The following is a 17,455-nucleotide window of genomic DNA, read 5'->3' on the forward strand; positions in this document are numbered from 1 at the left end:
AACATTGCTCTGAAAGCGGGAACGCTTTCTCATAAAGAGTAACAGAACGACCGTGTAGTGCGACTGAAGCTCGCAATACCATAAGTCGTTTTTGCTCACGAATATCAGACCAGTCAACAAGTACAATGGGCATCGTATTGCCCGAACAGATAAAGCTAGCATGCCAACGGTATACAGCGAGTCGCTCTTTGTGGAGGTGACGATTACCTAACAATCGGTCGATTCGTTTGATGTTATGTTTTGTTCTCGCTTTGGTTGGCAGGTTACGGCCAAGTTCGGTAAGAGTGAGAGTTTTACAGTCAAGTAATGCGTGGCAAGCCAACGTTAAGCTGTTGAGTCGTTTTAAGTGTAATTCGGGGCAGAATTGGTAAAGAGAGTCGTGTAAAATATCGAGTTCGCACATCTTGTTGTCTGATTATTGATTTTTCGCGAAACCATTTGATCATATGACAAGATGTGTATCCACCTTAACTTAATGATTTTTACCAAAATCATTAGGGGATTCATCAGTGCGGGGCATATTGCTTTAAAACCTCCAAGTGGTATGGTTGATAGCAGACAACACAGTGTCTGGGATATACAGTTTAGCAGTACGACTCAGCCCAAAGAGGTCATTACCCAGGATTATAACTACCGCACTGCCGAAGCAGACCAGTATTCGCTTCTTAATGCATTACCCAAAGATATCACAATCCGAGGCACAGACTATCGTTACGGCGAACACTATAAAAGTAAAGGTGATGACCTAACCATCGAAAGCGGTCAGTGGTATGCGAAAATTCGTCACGAGGCACACCTCACTCAAAAACTGATTATTCAGGGGGAATGTAACGACTTTAACTTAATGCCGGGTCAGCGGATTATTATCGATGGTAGTGCCATTGATGGTATTCACGAGGGGATTATTATTCTCTCAACGCAGAGTCACGGTGACCGCAGTGAGTCTTATCGATGTCACTTTACCGCCATCCCGTATGATGTGCTCAAGCCGTATCGACCACAACCGTTACCGTGGCCGCAAGTGGCGGGAGCACTGCCTGCGAGAGTCACTAGTCCGGATAACGATACCTATGGGTATATTGATACGATGGGGCGTTACCGCGTTAAGTTTGACTTTGACCTAAAAACGTGGAAAAACGGTGAAGAAAGCTTATGGGTACGATTAGCTAAACCCTATTCAGGTGATACCTATGGTTTTCACTTCCCATTAATCGACGGTACGGGCGTTGCCATCGCGTTCACTGAAGGTAATCCAGATAGGCCGTACATTGCTCACGCGCTGCATGACTCAACTCATCCTGACCACGTTGCGACTGCTAATAAACACCGCAATGTCATTCGAACGCCTGCTAATAACAAACTGCGGATGGATGATAAGCGCGGTCAAGAGCACATTAAACTGGCCACCGAATACGGTAAAACCCAGCTTAACCTGGGTCACTTAGTTAACCAGAATAAAGAACAGCGTGGTGAAGGGTTTGAACTGGGCTCGGATGAGTGGGGGGCTATAGCAGCTAATAAAGGGCTATACTTAACTGCGCAAACAGAGCCATTAGCCCAAGGCAAACAGCTTGATATGCAAGGCGCTATCACGCAACTGGAAAATGCATTGTCGATTGCCAAAGCGTTACATAACGCTGCACAAACCGCGCAAGCGCATCCCTCTGACATTGATAATCAGCAACAACTGCAAGCTGCGTTAACGCAGCTCAAACAAGCCGGCATTTTAGCGTATGCGCCGGAAGGGGTTGCTTTAACCAGTGATAAAAACGTTCAGTTATCCTCAGCGAGTAGTATTACGACGACCTCACAGAGCCACACCGATATTAGTGCACTACAAAACATTACCTTAGCGGCGGAAGAGGCAATCAGTTTATTTTGCCCATAAAACAGGGATGAAACTGTTTGCTAATCAAGGTAAAGTAGAGATACAAGCCCAAAATGATGAACTGGATATGGCCGCTAAGCAAGATATTAAGGTTGATAGTGTGGATGGTTCGATAACTATCACCGCATCGAAAGACATTACTTTAATCTGCGGTGGTTCGTATATCAAAATCAGTGGAGACGGGATTGAACTTGGTACATCAGGTAATGTTTCGGTTAAAAGCGCTGCACTGCAAAAAATGGGGGTGGCGACATTAAATGCTCCTGTTATTAATTTACCGAATGTGAATGGCTGTAGTGAATTTTTTATTCTCACCAACCATGAAACAGGTGAACCATTAGCCTTTCATCCTTACGATATTGAAGTGAATGGACAAGTTATCACTGGCGTCACCGATGCCAAAGGGCATACGCAACGTATTTTCACCGATGAGCCGCAAACCATTACTGGAACACCGCAAGATAACAGTCCTAAAAATACCTTTTTAGCGCGTCATATTGCCAGTGGTAAACGTGTACAACTTGATTTTAACGAATCTTAGAAAATAGGGAATTAATGATGGGTAAAGGGTCTGGTAAACCAATTGCAACACCTTCTTCGATTGGTAGTAGGTCAGCTTCGACACGTTACGATTCATCTGGTACAGTATTACCTGTAGTGAATCCGCTAGATATTGTCTACTTATGCCATAAAATGGAAGCTGCAAAAAAATCTCCATATATGGCGAAAAATGGTACTCCACGATATCAGAGGTAAGTGACTAAATGGATTAGGCAAGAAGCCGAGTTGGCAGGTTATAAGTGGCCATATTGCGGCGAAGTTGGCTATAATATGACAAGAACTCCGCCAATACCATTAACTAGCAAAAATGAACCACATCGTCCTAGTAACTTCCCATTATCACAATTTCGCGTGGTTTTCCGTGAGTACCGTGAAATAAATACATATGGCGATCCTGAAGGTAGTTATCTCTTTGATTTCAGCGGGGCGGATACTATTGATCCGATGGTCAGTAAAACTGAGCTGGAGAATACCTTAGCATTAAAGCGTAGTGGTGATAATGATATCGTTGAAGACTACCGTACTATTAATCCTAAAGTGGCAAAAGATAGATTTCCGAATGGGAGAGGGATGATTCGTATTCCTGATATTATCAAGAAAAAAGATCATAGGTTATTAGGCGAAGAAGGCTACAGTCCTAATAATATTGATACGGTGATTGAGGTTAAATTTCCAGGTGATACATTATCTCGTTATCAGCAAGAAGATTACTTGATAATTGCAAGTAATAATAGAAATAAGTTTCGCTTAATGACCTTAGAGCAGTGTGAATATCGTCGTCGGGGTAAAAAAGAAGAAGAGGAAATGCTAACGAAGGCCAAAGCCGATCCTATTTTTCAGGTGGTTGGTGAAACAGCATTAACAAACCCTCAACAGGTATTGTCCATTGAACAACAGATACAAATGGAATACGATGCATTTTCTAAGCATGTGATTAAATGGATTAAACAGCAAGAGGTTGAATATAGTCGTCCACAAATATTTGCACAAGATAATACCAACAGAGAAGCGCTAGAGCAAGGTTGGAAGCGTTATGAGCAACACCACGAACAAGTTGTTAATGCGCCGTTAGCCGCAGTGGGGGTTGCTATTATTGGAGCCATGACGGCAGGTATGTCATTCATGGCGTCAAGTGCCGAATCGCTTGCTGCCGCGACAGTGACTCGGTCGGGAGCTAAGGTAATAGAGCTTTTTCCTATTATTAGAACCACTGTTATTGCTGGAGGGGTGGCCGCTAACGCTGAACGATTAGCTGCGAAGGAAAAATCGACTAATAGTTATATTTTAGAAAATAACAATCAACTGACCTACTATGCTGATTTTGATAAACAAGAACATCTGAAATACCAAGATGATCGTTTAATTGAAATTGATTATCGCTATCAAAAAAATATTGGGCAGATAAAACCTATAATGGATATTGAGGACGATTCAATGCAAGCAAGGCAAAATAGAGATAAATATCGCCTTGATGAGCGAGGGAGAAAAATACATTATTATCCCGCTAGGCAGCAGTTCTATTACTATTTCATACCAGGTGATGAACCGAGCGATGACGAGGGTTCTAATATCGGTGAATGCGTTGTACCTAAAATAACAGGATAAGCTATGACTGAAAAATTACAGCAGTTTTTAGATGAGTATTATAAAAACTATAATAAGTTTACCTATGGACACTATCTCGATCCAGATAATCAAGATGCCTTAAAAACGGGGTTGGTTGGTTGTTTTTATCTTAATCAAGCCTACCGTCCAAAAAAACGGCAAGCTATTGGACGAGTATTAGCAGTCTATGATAAATATTGGGGCGATAAATTATATTCTGGCTATTTCGATGGTGAACCAAATAATTTATGTCTTTATCATCAAACATCATTAGATGAAAAAATTGATCGTATTGCTCAGATGGGAGCAGATAATCTCTGTTTTTACTGGAGTAGTGTTGAAAATTTAGAGTTCGTACCTGAATATTTGATAATGGGATATTCGAGAGCTGAGTGGCATGAAGAATTACATAGAGGAGTTGGGTTTCTACAATTCTATTTACCTGTCAACGAGCTTGAACGTTTTGGTGTTGAAAAATTAGTGGAATTGGTTCAACAAATCAGTGATATTTTACAACCGATGCATGGCTTTTTTGGATTAGGCATTCAGCATAGCCATGAATACTATGATTACCAATATTTAGAATATGAATTAGCACATAAGTTTCTGGGGCTGGATATCTCCAATGTTGAGAGCGATTTGAATTTTCGAGAAGGTTTTAAATGTATTAACTGGTTGACAGTACTCAGTGATGAGTTGGTTAATAACAAACTGGGTGGTCTTAGCCAATTAAAACAGAACAATCATGATGAAGGAATCACCTTTTATCCTTATTCGGGTGGGGTTGTGGTACGTGCTGGTGAAGTACCTGAGCTGGGCGATGTAGCAACAAACCCTTATCCACAACATTATGTGAATGTGAATGCGTTATTAAAAGCAGCTCGTGCCCCTGAAATTGGTTCATTAGGCTTTGGTTCTATTAATGGTGAGATCCGTTTTAATAATCGTACCTCAAAAGAATGGCAAAGTCGTTTTGATGATGTTATGGCAACCGATATTCCTGTAGTAAATAAAGAAATATTAGATAGCATCAATCAAGTTGATTCAGCAGTGCGTATAAGTCTCAAAACCGGCGATTTATGCCGTCATAGTGGGCTGTATTCAACCACCATTAATGGCAGAATTGAATATCGTGAGTTAGTCAGTGGCTATAAAGTAGAGCCTTTTATTGATAGTGAAACTCAGCAAGAGTATACCGATGTGACATGGCAATTGCTGCGACGTGATGATGGTGGTGACGTATTTATAAAAAATGACTAAAGGTTACCACATAAAACAAGGAGACAGACGTGTGGCCTAAACCCGAAATACCACCTTTACCGAAGCCAAAACCACTTAAACTATGGAATTGGCTTTCGCTGATTGTCTTGATTTATGCTGGTGTGTTATTCATGACAGTCTTCATGTTGCCGGAGTCGCTCCAGACACAAACGACGATGATAGGTTTTTTCCTTATTCAACTAGTGATTACATTAGCAATCATTGGAATATGCTTTGGTATCAGGTTGATGGTGTATGGCTATGCTGAAGAAAAACAAAAACGCTGGGCACAACAAGAGAAAGCATTTCACCAGCACTGGCAAGATTGGTCGATGCAATCGCTGGTGGTACTCAAATCATTTCTGATGACACCGAGTCAGTTTAGTGTTGATGCACTAATTGATGAAGAGAGCGATATTGATAACTTAAGCCATAAGGCCATGCTGTTTGAAAATGTGGATGACACACTGTACTTACCATTCTTTGAAGAAATCGCCTTTAGTTTACACGATAGGGTGAGTTCGTTGCCTATAGATACAGCATTAACGGTGTTAATACAAGGACGAGAAATCAGAGATCCGTTACTGGAAGAAAACCTACTCAGTAGTTTTACCCTTGTCAACTTACCCTGGCAAGTGACCTTTAAATATCTAAAAGCAGAGCCAGAAACGCCAGTAATCATAGATAGACTCATTGATAAACAAGACAATACCTTGTACCTATTAGTGACAGACCAAGCTAACAATCAAGACAGCACTGCCTTTATCAGTGCATTATTACTGCGTCATCAAACACCAGAATCCATAGCCTCTGAAAGTCATATAAGACGTACTATGCAAACCACGCCCGAAAAACTTAATCTTGCCACATCCCAAATGCAAGAAATGCAACCCGCGTTTAGTGAGACTAAAGTCGTATGGCTAGGATATATGGCAGAATATTACGATACCGAACCCGAGATAACTCAATTGCTAGCGATGATGCTAGGGCCAAGCACTTTCCCAGACATATATCGCCTAGCCAGTTGTATTGGCTTATTAAATCATGATTTAAGTTATGAAGCCCAACTGGTGCTTGCTTCAAAACTAGCTAAAAAAACACAGCAAACACAGCTTGTAGTGGCAAGTGTTTTAAATAAACTTATTTTTACTGTCATATCGCCAACACTTAATGACGATATCAGTGAATGACTCGACTGAGCCACTCAAGATGACTTTTACTCTTCCCACTGATTGCGGCAGTGCTCTTAAAAATGCACCATCCGCCTTACAACAAAAAATCCTACGCTTACTGGCTAAGTGGCCAAGTACTAAAGGACAAAGTACTCCCAAGTATTCCAAAGCACTGCGTCGTGCAATTAAAAAATTGATTCATTTATGGGGCGGAAAATGGCTCAATCCTGAAGAGCTAACCCGAACAGCCAAACTTGATATACACTGTAGCAACGGACATACCTTTAAATTTCGAGTATTTCACTTGCATCGCGGACAATGGTGTCCAGACTGCTATTTTAATAATCTACGCCACTCATTGAAAGATATAGAGCACCTTGCTAAACAAAAAAATGGCAAATGCCTAACTACCGACTACAAAAATAGCCGTCAACGCCTAACATGGCAATGCCAATACGGACATACTTGGCAAATGAATATTGATGGCTACAAAAAAGGACGGTGGTGCCCAGTATGTACAGCAACACAGCAACAGCGAAAAGCACTGCGGCTACTACAGACTATTACCAAACAACAAGGTGGAGTATGCTTATCTAAAACTTATACGCGAGGTAAAGATAAATACACGTTTCGTTGTGCCAACGGACATGAATGGCAAACCACAGGAAACAGTATCAAAAACTCAAAAACCTGGTGTCCAATTTGCCGTTATGACAAACATCGCCGATCACTAGCGGACTTGCAGGCACTGGCTGCTGCGCGTGGTGGTTTATGTTTAGCAAAGCACTACACCACCATGAATGACAAAGTGATGTGGCAATGTGCTAAGGGACATCGATGGCAACGCGCAGCGAGTTTCATTCAACTTGGGCGCTGGTGTCCCTACTGTGCCCGTAAAACCTACACCATTGAGGATATGCAACAACTGGCAATAGCACGAGGAGGGCAATGCCTCTCAACAACTTACACAAATTTAGAAACCAAACTGAGCTGGCTGTGTCATTTAGGACATACGTGGCAAGCAAGGCCCAGTCATGTTAAAGCAGGTACTTGGTGTCCATCCTGCAACTATTTATCTCGGTGTACTAAAGAAGAATCCAAACAAAAATACCTTCCTACCCACTGACTCTACTTTCGTGTTAATTAATATTATTCCTACCCCTCAGCTGCTATGGATTAATCAATTAAGTTAACTCAAGGATATTGGGTTTTTCATATTGAAGATAACGTATTAAAATTTGATAACTATCACGACTAAAACGGGGGAGTGGTCCGGTAGGCGTATCATGCAAATGGCTGACAGAGCCCAAATAACGCCATTGATTGATAATATGAAATGCTTTACATTGATGTTGAGGGTCTTCCTCAACAATCGCAATTGCTGATTGCCAAGGCCAAGCTATTAGCGCGTAGCTCTCGAATGCTTTAACTAAACGTTGATTGTGACTTGCTAGTGTCTCATTGCCACAACATGCTCCACGGCAACGTTTTAACTGATAATTAAAACAGCAACCTCGATGAGTTGATTCCAATTCAAGCACTTTCGCACATAATACATTTTTTTCAGCTAATTTTAATAACCATTGCTTGGCTCGTACGGGTGATTGATACAAACCCACACTGATTTTATCGTCAGCAATGTCATCAACCCGGTGTAAAACGGGTATGAGTTCATCATTTAATACCCATGAATAGAGATTCTGATGTTTTCTCAAACGCCGATTATAAATTGGCTGTCTTAATTTAATCTCTGCTGATTCCAGTAGCAAAGCACCTAATTCCCCCGCTGTACAGGTAAAATCGATGTGCGCAGTTTGCTTTATTAAATCAGCGTGACGTTTAGTTTCATCGTGGTGATAAAAATGCGACAAAACCCGTTTGCGAATATTTTTACTTTTGCCTATATAAAGTAAAGTATTTTTTCATCATAAAAATAATAAACACCCGGTCGCTCGGGCAAGGTATAACAACACTCAAGAATCATTATTTCACCGCTAACAATTCATCCCACCGTGTGGTATAACGTGGACTCAGTAACTCACGTTTAATCTGCCAAGGGGCCTGTTTTTTAACACCACCTAATTGTACCGTATGTTTCCCCATCTTCTGATTGATCGCATCCAGTGTTTGCATCAATTTATCACTTTTTTGCTTTTGCTCTATATTGTTTATATCTTCAAATAAATCAAACTGTGAATCCGTATGCTTAGTGCGTAAGTCAAGCAGCATCACCCCAGCTTTCATAAACAAAAAACCTTTTCTATAAATGGCCTGTAATCCTTTTTGTGCGGCTTGAATAATCAGCCGTGAATTATCAGTCGGCGAGGGGAGAGGCACCACGATAGAGGGATGATATTGCACAACATCCTCACGAAAACGATTCGTTTTCAAAAAGACTAGTACGGCACTGGCAACCGAGTGTTGATGTCTGAGTTTTTCAGCACCTCGACTAGCATGAACGCGAATCGCCTCTTGAACATCAAATAACTCACCAGTTAACTGACCAAAACTACGCGAAGTCATGATATTTTGTTTTGGCGTTGATAAATCATCTAGCTCGATACACGAAGTGCCTTGTAGTTCTAACACCGTGCGCTCAAGCACCACGGAAAACTGCTGCCTAATTTGTTTGGTATTCGCTTGGCGTAAATCCCATGCAGTATGAATACCTAGCACTTGTAGTTTCTCCGCAATACGCCGTCCAACACCCCATACGTCACCCACCGGAAACTGCTTTAATGCTTCAATCAACAAAGCACAGTCATTTTCTAAATAACAGACACCTTGATAAGCAGCTTGTTTTTTAGCAATATGATTCGCCACTTTAGCTAAGGTTCGAGTTGAAGCAATACCAATACTGACGGGTATGCCCGTGTCACGTTTCACCACCGCTCGGATGTGCTGACAATGCGTTGTAACATCCGAAAACCCATCTAATGTAATAAAGGCCTCATCAATCGAATAAGGCTCTACATCTGCCGTGTAGTCTCGCACGGTATTAAATACACGTCGACTCATATCACCATACAGCTCGTAATTAGAGCTTAACAACGTCACTTGCTTACGAATAGCAGGTAGAATCTTAAAGGCTGGCATTCCCATTGGCACCAGTGGTTTTAACTCATTCGAACGGGCTATCACACAGCCATCATTATTGGATAAAATACCAATTGGTTTGCCTTCAAGCTTGAGATTAAATACCCGCTCACAAGACGCATAAAAATTATTACAATCCACTAACCCAATCACGAATGACCACGCCCACGTAATGAATGGATGGTATGAATCACTACACCCCAAATATGCAATTCTTTACCGGCTAAAGCAATGGACGGGTACTGCTCATTCCCTGACAATAGATAATATTGTCCTTGGATCAAGCCTAAACACTTACAAGTTAACTCACCATCAATGGCCGCAATGACCACATCATCAACCTGTGGTGTTAAAGAGCGATCAACGATCAGTAAATCACCACTAAAAATACCGTAATCCACCATTGAATCCCCCATTGCTTTAATATAATACGTCGCGCTAGGGTGTTTGACTAAGTGCTCAGTTAAATCAAGTTTAGCCTCTAAATAATCATCCGCAGGCGAGGGGAAACCTGCTCTAACAGGCGTATCCACCAGCGGTAAATGATTTATTGAAGAAGTATCAACACAGCCAAGCACAATACAACTGGATTTGTGCAAGAAAACGCTCCTAAAAACAAAAGTAAAGAATATCACCACTGTTATTTTAATTATCGTGGTAAAAAACGAATATGGATAAATATACAGTATAAACTGCGAATTTCAATCGATTTTAGTGTAAAAAAATAGAAATAGTACACAAAATAAGTTAAAGGAATCGAGCTTCGCTAACACATCAATGCACCACTTTATGTTAATAAAATCAATCATCCTTTGCTGTGGGTGGACTTAATATCATCGCCAATTCTCTTTGTTTTTCACTCAAAACATAAAGCAATAACTCACGTTGAATGGGATGTTGCGTATATAAGGCCGCGTGAGTAATGGCTATACACTCCTTAATAAGTAAAACTGAACGAATAACCTCAACATTAGGCATAATGAAAGCTCATGGTTTTCTTTTTGTTATAACAAACTATGACGTGATAGAGAAATCGTTTAAACAGATCAATAAAAATACGATTGATCTGTTTTATCGATCGAAATAAAAAAAAGGAGCTCTAAAAGCTCCACTGTGAATGAATTATTTATTATTTATTTTATCTAGTACTTCTTGTTCCCATTTATCAAGTAAATCAGCCCATTCTTGCATCATTTCACGGCGAGGCTCAATATATTGAGCATGATTATAAGTGGCTCTGACCTTGTTAGTGTCAGAATGGGATAACTGAGCTTCGATAAAATCTTTATCATATTTAAGATCATTTAATGCAGTTGAAATAGTGTGCCTGATTCCGTGAGTACATAATCGACGTTTAAATCCCATATTTTTTAATGCTTGATTGAGTGTATTCTCACTCATGGCCTCAAGAGGATTTGTTCGATTAGCGATTAAATATCGTTGTCCTCTCATGTGATAAGACAGGAGTTCCTTCACAATATCCAACGCTTGACATGATAAAGGCACAATATAATCAGGAACCCGATTATCCACCTTTTCAATAACTTGTTGTAACTGTTTGACATCCGATGCCGGAATACGCCACAGCGCATTTTTTAAATCAAATTGCCAGGCTTCAGAAAAACGAAGCTCACCTGTTCTGACTCCCGTTAGTAATAATAGTCGTAATCCCAAGATGGTTAAACGACTGCCTTGGTAGGTTGACAATTTAACAAGTAATTCAGGGAGTTCGCTAACGTCGATAAACGGGTAGCGATTGTTACGGCGATAAGGTAAGGATGCAATATCCAAATCGGCGGCTGGATTAATTTCTAATCCTTCAGTGACAACGGCATAACGAAAAATTTCATCAAGCCAACTTCTTATTTTTTCGGCGACAGATAATGCACCTCGTTTTTCTACCTTACGAATAATGCACAATAAATCGTTTCTTGTGACTTTATGTATGGATTTATCTTTTAAGACTGGAAAAATGTCATTGGTAAACGCACGACGAATTTGAATTTCGGTGCTGCCACGTCCGTTATTCTTTTTATCTTTAGATGGTTTTGCGTTTAATTTCTTCATTTTAAACTCAAGCCAATGCTGTGCAAATTGAGCAAAAGTGCATTTTGGCTCTTCATCAAGCACTTCATCTACGGGATCAATAGTAGGATTTTCTTTTAAGCGAGGATCGATGCCGCTTAACAATTTAAAGTTGGCTTGCTCACACAAATAGCGGGCTTGCTTAATATCCACAGTAGGATAGGTGCCAAACGACATTCGGGTCTGTTTACCATTCCAAGAAAAACGAAATAGCCAATATTTAGAACCATTGGGATGAATATTTAGAAATAACCCATTGCCGTCTTTGAGAGTGTATTCCTTTGCTTTAGATTTTGATGCATTAATTTTATAGTCAGTGAGTACAGCCATGATAAATTCCTTATGTTATTGATGAACGTAAGGATAGCTAGTCAATATTTAGACGAACTGTTCAAAAAATACATTATCACAATAACATAATTTTTGGACTAGTCAAAAAAACTCATTCCGTTTTTGGACTGTTTTTTGGACTAAATTCTCTTGGATGACTCTGGATTATTCTGTTCTATACTGGAAAGTAAAACCGTTAAACTACTTGCAAACTCTAGGTTTTGCGGACTTTAACGGACTATACTGGATGTTATATTGGAGCGGGAAACGAGGTTCGAACTCGCGACCTCAACCTTGGCAAGGTTGCGCTCTACCAACTGAGCTATTCCCGCATAAGAAAAGTGTAGTAAATGGTGCCCGGGGCGAGACTTGAACTCGCACGGCCAAAAAGGCCGAGGGATTTTAAATCCCTTGTGTCTACCGATTTCACCACCCGGGCACAAAACTTAGTTACCTGAAGGTAATTGCGTTTCGGATGCTGTGCATTTTACCTGTCTTATCTTTTCAGTCAATAGAAATTTTAGATAAATTGTTTGATTGATTAATGTTTAACTTTATTCTGAATGTAAATTGCACCATTGTATTAATAATCAGCAAAATAGGTCGTTTTAAAATGGCAAATTGCTTTAATCATTTATGTCTTAAAACGATCATTTGGAAACCTATTGATTATCGAAAAAATCATTTTGTGCAATCCATAAATATTGCACCATTGATATTAACGTTAAAACTGTTGCAATAAATAGTGCGACAAGGCCTGCATATATTACAATATCGCAAGGGCGCCAAAGGAGCCATGTTAGGGCTGTCATTTGGGCGATAGTTTTATACTTGCCTATAGATGAAACCGCAACATTACTCCGTTTTCCAACCTCAGCCATCCATTCTCGCAAAGCAGAGATGATGATTTCACGTGAAATGATAATTATAGCCGCAATGGAAATCCACCATGCTTGATAATATTGAGTGATCAGAATTAAGGCTATTGTGACAATAATTTTATCTGCAACTGGATCTAAAAACGCGCCAAACTTGGTTGTTTGTCCTAAACGTCTAGCTAAATAACCATCAAACACATCGGTTATTGCAGCAATAAGAAAAATTAATGCTGAAAAAAAACCAGACCATTCAGTTGGAAATAAATAAAAAGCCAGCACAAAAAAAGGAATTAAAATAACTCGAAATAACGTTAATATAGTAGGAAGATTAATTTTCATGTGACATAAGCTCTTTTTTGTTTAATTAATCAATAGATTAACAAAAATTAAAAAACGGGGTTTCTTAATGCTTATGTTGCCTGAAATATTATAATTTTTCAATGTGTTATTGTTGTAAATTTAAATAAATTTTTTCGGCTAGCGATTTAGAGATTCCTTGCACTTGTGCTATTTCATCAATACTGGCATTTTTTAATTCTCTTAAACCACCAAAGTGTTTAAGTAATGCTTGCCGTCTTTTTGAACCAATTCCTTCAATGTGTTCTAAAGCACTATCGGTGAGTTGTTTTACCCCTTTTTTTCGTTGCCCCACAATGGCATGATCGTGCGATGCATTACGAATTTGTTGGATAAGTAATAAAGCAGGCGAATGGTCATCAAGATAATGTCCGGTTCCATGCGCTTCAAAAAATAATGTTTCAAGCCCTTCTTTTCGCTCAGCACCTTTTGCCACCCCCACTAAAATAGGGTGATGTTTGTCCCAATTGACATTGAGCCCTTCAAATACTTGTAAAGCTTGGTTTAACTGTCCTTTACCACCGTCAATAAAAATAACATCAGGTATTTTTTCATCAGGCAGATCTTTTTTATTGTAACGTCTTGTTAATACTTGTTCCATTGCTGCATAGTCATCACCCGGTGTAATACCTGTAATATTGTAGCGGCGAAATTCCGATTTTACCGGACCTTTATCATCAAAGACAACGCAAGAGGCTATTGTGTTTTTCCCCATAAAATGGCTGATATCAAAACATTCCATACGATTGATTTTATCAATACCCAAAAAGGTTTTAAGTGCATCGTAACGTTGTTTATTTGACGAATTGGTTAATAATTTGTTCTTCACTTCAGTTTGCGCATTAACGGTTGCAATATTGAGTAACTTTAAATTATCGCCTTTGGGCTCATCAACCAATTTGACTTGATGCTCAGCAATAAGTGACAGTGTCTCTTCCATGGGTTGTTTATCCGACAATGAAAAATTGAGTAGGATCTTTTTCGGAATATTACGATTTTGGTTGCCTTGCAGATAAAATTGCCCTAAAAAGGTTTCTATTACTTCTTCCAATTCAGTATTTGATGGTACTTTAGGAAAATAAGAGCGATGCCCAAAGGTTTGTCCATTTCGAATAAATAAGACATAAATACAGGCTATACCAAACTCGTAGTGGAAGCCAATAACATCTAAATTATCATTATTGTTGTAAATGGCTTGTTTTTCGTTGATATGTTTAATGGCTTGTAACTGATCACGTAATGCTGCTGCTTTTTCAAAATTGAGTTCATTACTTGCTTTTAGCATATCTTCAGTGATTTTTTGTAAGATCTGATCGGATTGTCCTGATAAAAATAATCTCACATAATTAACTTGTTCGTTATAATCTTCATCACTCACTAATCCCGGCACACAAGGTCCTAAACAGCGTTTAATCTGATATTGCAGGCAGGGGCGAGTTCTGTTCCGATAGGTGGTGTTCAAGCACTGTCTAATCGGAAACGTTTTTTGTAATAGCGCTAAAATCTGTTTAACCGCATAACCACTAGGATAAGGACCAAAAAACTCATCTTTTTTGCGATTAATCGCCCCACGATAAAGTGATAATTGTGGATGTCTTTCTTTACTTAATTTAATAAAAGGATAGCTTTTATCATCTTTTAAAAGAACATTATAACGTGGTTGATGTTTTTTAATGTAAGTCTGTTCTAATAATAGGGCTTCGGTTTCAGTATTCGTAATCGTAAATTCAATACGATGGATATGGCTAACTAACATATCCGTTTTCAGTGTTTTTTTACTACTATTAAAATAGCTTTTTAGTCGGTTATTCAGATCTTTAGCTTTACCCACATAAATAATCGTCTCTTTATCATTAAACATCTGATAAATGCCCGGTTTATGTGGGACTGTTTTTAAAAAAGATGTTGAATCAAATTGGCTCATATTAGTTTTCAAATGTGAGGGCTTTTTTCTCTATTATCCTCATAATGGTGCTTAATAATCCATTTATCAAGAGGTAAACGAATCCTGCAACAATAAATATTGAAAAATCGTAATAATCACCATTAAGTTGATTGCTATACCCCATAATATCCATTACCGGAATCATCGAGGCTAAGGCGGTGCCTTTGACAACAAAAACGACTTCATTGGAATAGGTGGACAAGGCTCGTTTTAAAGCATAAGGCATGACAATTTTTAAGGTTTGTCGTTTATTCATACCAAGAGCCTCACAAGCTTGCCATTGTCCTTGTGGAACAGATTTTAAAGCACCATAAAAAATTTGTGTGGTATAAGCAGCACTATTTAGCGTTAAAGCTAAATAAGCACAAAACCAAGGCGAAGATATGAGATCATAAAATCGCGGAAATTGACTTAAAAAGTCAGCGAACTGTGAGGGGCCATAATAAATTAAAAATAACTGAACTAATAAGGGAGACCCCGTAAAGATAATAATATAGGTACGTATTACCTTTGTTAATACAAAATGATTAAGTGATAATAAGCATGAAAAAACGATAGCCAAAAGCCCCGCAGTTAAGATACCTAAAATTCCTAGACTTAACGTGTCAGGAAGACCTTGTAGGATGATTTTAAGATAATAAACAAAATTATCAGACATAATGTAACCTTACAAACTTTTGGCAGAAGAGGGTTGTTCAAAATAAGTTGCACGTTTTTCGATTCGTTCAATCACTTTTTGACTTAAGATTGAAATAATCAAATAGATTACCATTGCGATTGCATACCATAGAAATGGTTGATTAGTTCGTGCAATAATCGTTTTGGTTTGCATCATTAGATCATTGATTGCAATGGCTGAGACTAGTGCGGTATCTTTTAATAATATCAACCATTGATTACTTAATCCTGGTATAGCATGGCGCCACATTTGTGGCATGATAATACGAAAGAAAGTTCTAAATTTACTTAAACCAAGCACTTGAGCGGCCTGTTTTTGTCCGCTTGGTATTGCTTTAAATGCACCTCTGAGCGTTTGGGATGCATAAACTGCATAAAGTAGCGATAATGCAATGACACCACATAAAAACGGATCGGGCTGAGTATTGGCAATATGCATTTGGATATGAACTGAGGTAAATATCAATGACATATCAAATCCATCATCTAGTGCCATTAAAAGAAATGGTAAACCATTATAGATTGCAACGACAATTAATAATTCAGGTAGTGCTCGAATCGTAAGGCTAATTAAAGACATTAGCCATGCAACAGGTTTAAATGGAACGGATTCTAGGATTGTGAAAATAAAAGCAAAAACTATACCAACAATCATTGATACAAAAGCTAATGACAATGTGATGGATGTTGCTTTTGTTAAAGGCACGATAAAACCGTCCATTGAGGACATTATCCAGTTCATTGCATATGCTAAAAAGTCTGACATAAAAAAACCGTATTTAAATTAAAAAATAAATTCGCCGCATTTTAAGCGGCGAGATCACAATAATATCAAATTTGATAGTTTATTAGCTATTTGTTAAACCATTTTTTATAGATGGCGTCAAGTTCACCATTTGATTTTAATTTATCAAGTGCTTGATTAAACTGTTCTCTTAACTGATCATTGCCTTTACGTAAGGCAATACCTAAGCCTTCTCCAAAAAAATCATGATCGGTAATTTTGTCACCTAAAGCAACAATATCCGTTTCTTTGCTTAACCAATCACCCGCGACAAAAGAACTGGCTACAATCGCATCGATTCGTTTAGCTTTTAAATCTAAAAACGCATACTGATAGCTATCATAACTAACAGGTTTAACGTCAGGATATTTTTCATTTAAATATTTCAAATAGGTTGTCCCTTTTTGAATACCAATTCGTTTACCTTTTAGTTGTTCCAAATCTGTTAAAGTGTCTTTCAATGTAATAAATTGAATTGAGCTATCATCGTAATAAATCTTTGTAAAATCAACTTGTTTTTGACGTTCAGGCGTGATGTCTATCCCAGCAATTGCTGCATCAATTCGACGCGTTTTTAAACTAGGAATTAATCCATCAAAAGATTGATTAACAATTTTACAAGAAGCGTTAATCTCTTCACAAATTTTGTTGATCACATCAATATCAAATCCGACAATTTCGTTTTTGTCATTGGTGAATTCGAATGGTGCATAAGTGGCTTCTGTACCGATAGTTAAATTTTCAGATGCTTGAGACGTCAATGCAACGCTGGCAAGCAAAATAGCAAATAAAGTTTTTTTCATATCTCCACCCAAT

The 17,455-nt window shown here is 38.7% G+C and carries 16 protein-coding genes, 2 tRNA genes and 1 pseudogene; 6 read left to right on the forward strand and 13 right to left on the reverse strand.

Annotation, left to right across the window (positions count from 1 at the left end; all coding sequences use genetic code 11):
* A pseudogene (locus J3U14_RS01390) lies at positions 1–403 on the reverse strand (IS4 family transposase); the annotation flags it as partial.
* 72 nt (positions 404–475) lie between these two features.
* Between J3U14_RS01390 and vgrG the strand changes: the two are divergent.
* From vgrG to J3U14_RS01420, 6 genes are all read left to right on the forward strand, one after another.
* Positions 476–1,888: a type VI secretion system Vgr family protein gene (gene vgrG, locus J3U14_RS01395; RefSeq protein ID WP_267351007.1), complete on the forward strand. Its 1,413-nt coding sequence runs from the start codon at positions 476–478 to the stop codon at positions 1,886–1,888.
* Between the two features lie 7 nt (positions 1,889–1,895).
* Positions 1,896–2,429 (forward strand): DUF2345 domain-containing protein, encoded by a 534-nt coding sequence (locus J3U14_RS01400; RefSeq protein ID WP_267351006.1) that lies wholly within the window; start codon positions 1,896–1,898, stop codon positions 2,427–2,429.
* 215 nt (positions 2,430–2,644) lie between these two features.
* The gene (locus J3U14_RS01405) at positions 2,645–4,054 is read left to right on the forward strand and encodes a hypothetical protein (RefSeq protein ID WP_267351004.1); all 1,410 of its coding nucleotides are present in this window, start codon (positions 2,645–2,647) and stop codon (positions 4,052–4,054) included.
* Between the two features lie 3 nt (positions 4,055–4,057).
* Complete coding sequence (locus J3U14_RS01410) at positions 4,058–5,314, forward strand: type VI immunity family protein (RefSeq protein ID WP_110443437.1); 1,257 nt, start codon at positions 4,058–4,060, stop codon at positions 5,312–5,314.
* A gap of 29 nt (positions 5,315–5,343) precedes the next feature.
* Positions 5,344–6,504: a hypothetical protein gene (locus J3U14_RS01415; protein ID WP_110443438.1), complete on the forward strand. Its 1,161-nt coding sequence runs from the start codon at positions 5,344–5,346 to the stop codon at positions 6,502–6,504.
* Positions 6,505–6,523: 19 nt separating this feature from the next.
* Positions 6,524–7,612 (forward strand): hypothetical protein, encoded by a 1,089-nt coding sequence (locus J3U14_RS01420; RefSeq protein ID WP_110443439.1) that lies wholly within the window; start codon positions 6,524–6,526, stop codon positions 7,610–7,612.
* Positions 7,613–7,670: 58 nt separating this feature from the next.
* On the opposite strand, the gene J3U14_RS01425 is transcribed toward J3U14_RS01420, so the two are convergent.
* The 12 genes from J3U14_RS01425 to J3U14_RS01480 form a co-directional block, all read right to left on the reverse strand.
* Complete coding sequence (locus J3U14_RS01425; protein ID WP_267351001.1) at positions 7,671–8,357, reverse strand: hypothetical protein; 687 nt, start codon at positions 8,355–8,357, stop codon at positions 7,671–7,673.
* A gap of 112 nt (positions 8,358–8,469) precedes the next feature.
* Positions 8,470–9,735: a Y-family DNA polymerase gene (locus tag J3U14_RS01430; protein ID WP_110443441.1), complete on the reverse strand. Its 1,266-nt coding sequence runs from the start codon at positions 9,733–9,735 to the stop codon at positions 8,470–8,472.
* Entirely contained in the window at positions 9,732–10,181 is a 450-nt protein-coding gene (locus J3U14_RS01435; RefSeq protein WP_219997432.1) for a LexA family protein, read from the reverse strand. Before J3U14_RS01435 ends, J3U14_RS01430 begins: the two co-directional genes overlap by 4 nt.
* A 202-nt stretch (positions 10,182–10,383) precedes the next feature.
* The gene (locus tag J3U14_RS01440) at positions 10,384–10,560 is read right to left on the reverse strand and encodes a hypothetical protein (protein WP_172397957.1); all 177 of its coding nucleotides are present in this window, start codon (positions 10,558–10,560) and stop codon (positions 10,384–10,386) included.
* Between the two features lie 144 nt (positions 10,561–10,704).
* Entirely contained in the window at positions 10,705–11,997 is a 1,293-nt protein-coding gene (locus J3U14_RS01445) for a tyrosine-type recombinase/integrase (protein ID WP_267350993.1), read from the reverse strand.
* A 256-nt stretch (positions 11,998–12,253) separates the two neighbouring features.
* A tRNA-Gly gene (locus J3U14_RS01450) sits at positions 12,254–12,329 on the reverse strand.
* A gap of 19 nt (positions 12,330–12,348) precedes the next feature.
* Positions 12,349–12,436 (reverse strand) — tRNA-Leu (locus tag J3U14_RS01455).
* Positions 12,437–12,659: 223 nt separating this feature from the next.
* Entirely contained in the window at positions 12,660–13,214 is a 555-nt protein-coding gene (pgsA, locus tag J3U14_RS01460) for a CDP-diacylglycerol--glycerol-3-phosphate 3-phosphatidyltransferase (protein WP_267350991.1), read from the reverse strand.
* 106 nt (positions 13,215–13,320) lie between these two features.
* The gene (gene uvrC / locus J3U14_RS01465; RefSeq protein WP_267350989.1) at positions 13,321–15,156 is read right to left on the reverse strand and encodes an excinuclease ABC subunit UvrC; all 1,836 of its coding nucleotides are present in this window, start codon (positions 15,154–15,156) and stop codon (positions 13,321–13,323) included.
* Position 15,157: 1 nt separating this feature from the next.
* Positions 15,158–15,835 carry an arginine ABC transporter permease ArtM gene (gene artM / locus J3U14_RS01470; RefSeq protein ID WP_267350988.1) on the reverse strand — a complete coding sequence of 226 codons (678 nt, stop codon included), beginning with the start codon at positions 15,833–15,835 and terminating at the stop codon, positions 15,158–15,160.
* 9 nt (positions 15,836–15,844) lie between these two features.
* Positions 15,845–16,576, reverse strand: a complete 732-nt coding sequence (gene artQ, locus J3U14_RS01475; RefSeq protein WP_411589893.1) for an arginine ABC transporter permease ArtQ — start codon at positions 16,574–16,576, stop codon at positions 15,845–15,847.
* A 131-nt stretch (positions 16,577–16,707) separates the two neighbouring features.
* The gene (locus tag J3U14_RS01480; RefSeq protein ID WP_267350984.1) at positions 16,708–17,442 is read right to left on the reverse strand and encodes a transporter substrate-binding domain-containing protein; all 735 of its coding nucleotides are present in this window, start codon (positions 17,440–17,442) and stop codon (positions 16,708–16,710) included.
* Positions 17,443–17,455: the final 13 nt, after the last annotated feature.

Origin of the sequence: Gilliamella sp. B3801, from assembly GCF_026536645.1 — a bacterium.
In the GTDB taxonomy this organism is placed as follows: domain Bacteria; phylum Pseudomonadota; class Gammaproteobacteria; order Enterobacterales; family Orbaceae; genus Gilliamella; species Gilliamella apicola_I.

Coding starts and splice junctions, on each gene's coding strand:
- J3U14_RS01445 (WP_267350993.1), bottom strand. CDS start 11,997: ATGGCTGTACTCACTGACTATAAAATTAATGCATCAAAATCTAAAGCA.
- J3U14_RS01440 (WP_172397957.1), bottom strand. CDS start 10,560: ATGCCTAATGTTGAGGTTATTCGTTCAGTTTTACTTATTAAGGAGTGT.
- pgsA (WP_267350991.1), bottom strand. CDS start 13,214: ATGAAAATTAATCTTCCTACTATATTAACGTTATTTCGAGTTATTTTA.
- J3U14_RS01420 (WP_110443439.1), top strand. CDS start 6,524: ATGACTTTTACTCTTCCCACTGATTGCGGCAGTGCTCTTAAAAATGCA.
- J3U14_RS01400 (WP_267351006.1), top strand. CDS start 1,896: ATGAAACTGTTTGCTAATCAAGGTAAAGTAGAGATACAAGCCCAAAAT.
- vgrG (WP_267351007.1), top strand. CDS start 476: ATGATTTTTACCAAAATCATTAGGGGATTCATCAGTGCGGGGCATATT.
- artQ (WP_411589893.1), bottom strand. CDS start 16,576: ATGGACGGTTTTATCGTGCCTTTAACAAAAGCAACATCCATCACATTG.
- J3U14_RS01480 (WP_267350984.1), bottom strand. CDS start 17,442: ATGAAAAAAACTTTATTTGCTATTTTGCTTGCCAGCGTTGCATTGACG.
- J3U14_RS01410 (WP_110443437.1), top strand. CDS start 4,058: ATGACTGAAAAATTACAGCAGTTTTTAGATGAGTATTATAAAAACTAT.
- uvrC (WP_267350989.1), bottom strand. CDS start 15,156: ATGAGCCAATTTGATTCAACATCTTTTTTAAAAACAGTCCCACATAAA.
- artM (WP_267350988.1), bottom strand. CDS start 15,835: ATGTCTGATAATTTTGTTTATTATCTTAAAATCATCCTACAAGGTCTT.